2 protein-coding genes and 1 pseudogene are annotated in these 2,972 nt (G+C 47.7%); all 3 read right to left on the reverse strand.

Features of this window, described 5'->3' with window-relative positions; genetic code table 11:
- Positions 1-206, reverse strand: a pseudogene (gene hisH, locus K2I50_RS07565) (imidazole glycerol phosphate synthase subunit HisH); the annotation flags it as partial.
- A gap of 58 nt (positions 207-264) precedes the next feature.
- Positions 265-1,134 (reverse strand): formyltetrahydrofolate deformylase, encoded by an 870-nt coding sequence (gene purU / locus K2I50_RS07570; protein ID WP_301025739.1) that lies wholly within the window; start codon positions 1,132-1,134, stop codon positions 265-267.
- 96 nt (positions 1,135-1,230) lie between these two features.
- On the reverse strand, positions 1,231-2,972 hold a 1,742-nt coding region (locus tag K2I50_RS07575; protein WP_301025740.1), incomplete at its 5' end, for a RecQ family ATP-dependent DNA helicase.

Here is a 2,972-nt window from a genome sequence, read left to right on the forward strand (position 1 = left end):
GTCAGATTACGAAGCACACGGTCGAGTCCGGTGGTCCGTAGGTGGAACATGGCAGCGGCGGCCTCGCCGACACCCGGGAAAATCACCTTATCGGCAGAGAGCAAAGTCTGTTCGTCGGCAGTCAGAACGAACTCTACGCCAAGGCGATTGAGCGCACACTCTACGGAAAACACATTTCCGGCGTTATATCTTACTACTGCTATCATGAATTGTGTCGGATTGTAAAACCTGGCGGTATAACCGATGCTTGTTGCAAAGAGCCAATCAGCTGAATACCACAGTCTTGTTGTTGTATGTAAGTATCTTTCTCTGGATGTGCTTCTCTACTGCACGCGACAATACTATTTTCTCAAGGTCCCGACCTTTTTTTACCAGGTCGTCGATTGTGTCCTTATGCGTTATGCGCGTGATGTCCTGCTCGATAATCGGGCCGGCATCGAGGTCGGTAGTTACATAGTGTGATGTAGCCCCAATCAGTTTCACGCCTCTATCGTAAGCGGCGTGATAAGGCTTGGCGCCAACGAAAGCCGGAAGGAAGGAGTGGTGGATGTTTATTATATGGTGGGGATAATGGCCGATGAAGTCGGAAGAGAGTACCTGCATGTATCGTGCGAGGACTATAAAGTCGATGTTGAGTTCACGCAGCAGAGCCATTTCCGCGGCTTCCATCTGCTCTTTGTTGTCCTTTGTAATGTGGAATACTTCATATCTTATGCCGAACTGGCGTGCCACCTTCTCCATGTCGGGATGGTTGGAGATGATGACCGGAACTTCAACGTCCCATTCACCGGCCACAACGCGAGCGAGTATGTCATACAGACAGTGTGACATTTTGCTGACGAAGATAGCCATGCGTTGTTTCTGTGAAGAAAATTTCAGAGAATAGCTCAATTCATACCGCTTTGCGTAAAGTGTATTGAAATAGTCGCTTATCTTCTCTTTCGGGATGATAAATCCATCAAGATCCCACTCCACGCGCATATAGAAAATTCCGTTGGCCTTATCTACGTACTGATCCAGGTACATGATATTGCCGCCGTTTACGGTGATGAAATCGGTTATCACCGCTATGATTCCGGGCTGATCAGGGCAATTCATAAGCAGAATTGCCGTATCTTTTTCTTTCTTTTCCACAGTTTTTGTATTGTTCTGACGGCAAAGGTAATGAATTTATATCAAAATGCAAATAGACGACACTAATGTGCCGTCTATTTGATATAATCGGGAATGTTAGTTTCCAAGTTCGGAGAGGAACTTGATGCGCACCAGTCTTATTTCTTCTTCGCTGTACTCATTGCCGAGCTCGTCGATGGCGGCTTCAAGGTCGTCGCTCTCGCTCTCTTTGAAGTATTCGAAAATGTCGGTCTGGCGATCGTCATCCATTATCTCGTCGAGGAAATAATTGATATTTATTTTTGTGCCGGAGTATACGATAGCTTCAACTTCGTCAAGAAGCTCGGAGAATTCAAGACCTTTGCTTTCCGCAAGAGAGTCGAGACCAATCTTGCGGTCAATGCCTTGAATGATTGATATTTTGAGCTTGCTCTTGTTTGCAACGCTACGTACGCGCAGGTCCTCAGGGCGCTCAATCTCGTTTTCCTCTACATGAGCCTTTATTACTTTGAGGAAGTCCTCGCCATAGCGTTTGGCTTTTCCGGCTCCCACACCGGGTATGTTCTGAAGTTCATCGATAGTAATCGGGTATGTTGTCGCCATCGCCTCGAGTGAGGGATCCTGGAATATCACGTAGGGAGGGAGCTCGAGGCGTTTGGCCATCTTCTTTCTCAAATCCTTAAGTATGTTGTATAACTCAGGATCAACTGCGCATGCTGCGCCGCTCTTCATTATCTGCTCTTCCTCTTCTTCGCTGAAGTCGTTGTCTTCCACTACCTTGAAAGATGTCGGCTTCTTGTAATACGCCTTGCCTTTTGCTGTAAGTTTCAGAATGCCGAAATTCTCTATATCGCGGTCGAGATATCCGGCAATCTGTGCCTGGCGTATGATTGTAGAAAGTGTACGTGAATCACTGCCCTGCAGACAGCCGAATACTTCGAGTTCGTCCTGGGCATAGGTCTTGACAGTCGAGGTGTTTTTCCCAAGCATAACATCAATAATCTGCTCGGGCTTGAATTTTTCTTTCAGTGCGCTGACGGTTTCAATTACGGCACAAAGTTCATCTTTAGCTTCCACGAGTTTCTTTGGGTTTAAACAGTTATCACAGTTCCCGCAGTTTTCTTCGGTGTATTTTTCGCCGAAGTAATGCAACAACAGTTTCCTTCTGCACAGTGACGACTCTGCATATGCCGCAGTCTCAAGCAATAGCTGCCGACCGATTTCCTGTTCGGCCAACGGCTTGCCCTGCATGAATTTCTCCATTTTCTGGAGATCCTTATGCATATAGAATGCGATGCATTTTCCTTCTCCTCCGTCGCGTCCGGCACGTCCGGTCTCCTGGTAATATCCTTCCAGAGATTTCGGTATGTCATAATGGATGACAAATCTTACGTCGGGCTTGTCGATTCCCATGCCGAACGCTATAGTAGCGACAATTACATCGACTTTCTCAAGCAGAAACGCATCCTGGTTGGCGGCTCTTGTGCTCTGGTCGAGTCCGGCGTGGTAGGGGAGGGCACGGATGTTGTTAAGACGGAGTATCTCCGCAAGCTCTTCGACTTTCTTACGGCTGAGACAGTATATTATACCGCTTTTTCCGGGCTGCTGCTTGATAAAGCGTATTATGTCCCTGTCGATTGTCGAGGTCTTGGGGCGCACTTCATAATAAAGGTTGGTGCGGTTGAACGACGACTTGAAGAGAGTGGCATTCTGCATGCCGAGATTCTTCTGGATGTCGTGCTGTACTTTTGGGGTCGCGGTTGCCGTCAGGGCGATTACCGGGCGTGGGCAGATTTCATTTATTATAGGTCTGATACGCCGATATTCGGGACGGAAGTCGTGGCCCCACTCCGATATGC

This window comes from Muribaculum sp. (assembly GCF_029051885.1).
Lineage (GTDB): Bacteria > Bacteroidota > Bacteroidia > Bacteroidales > Muribaculaceae > Muribaculum.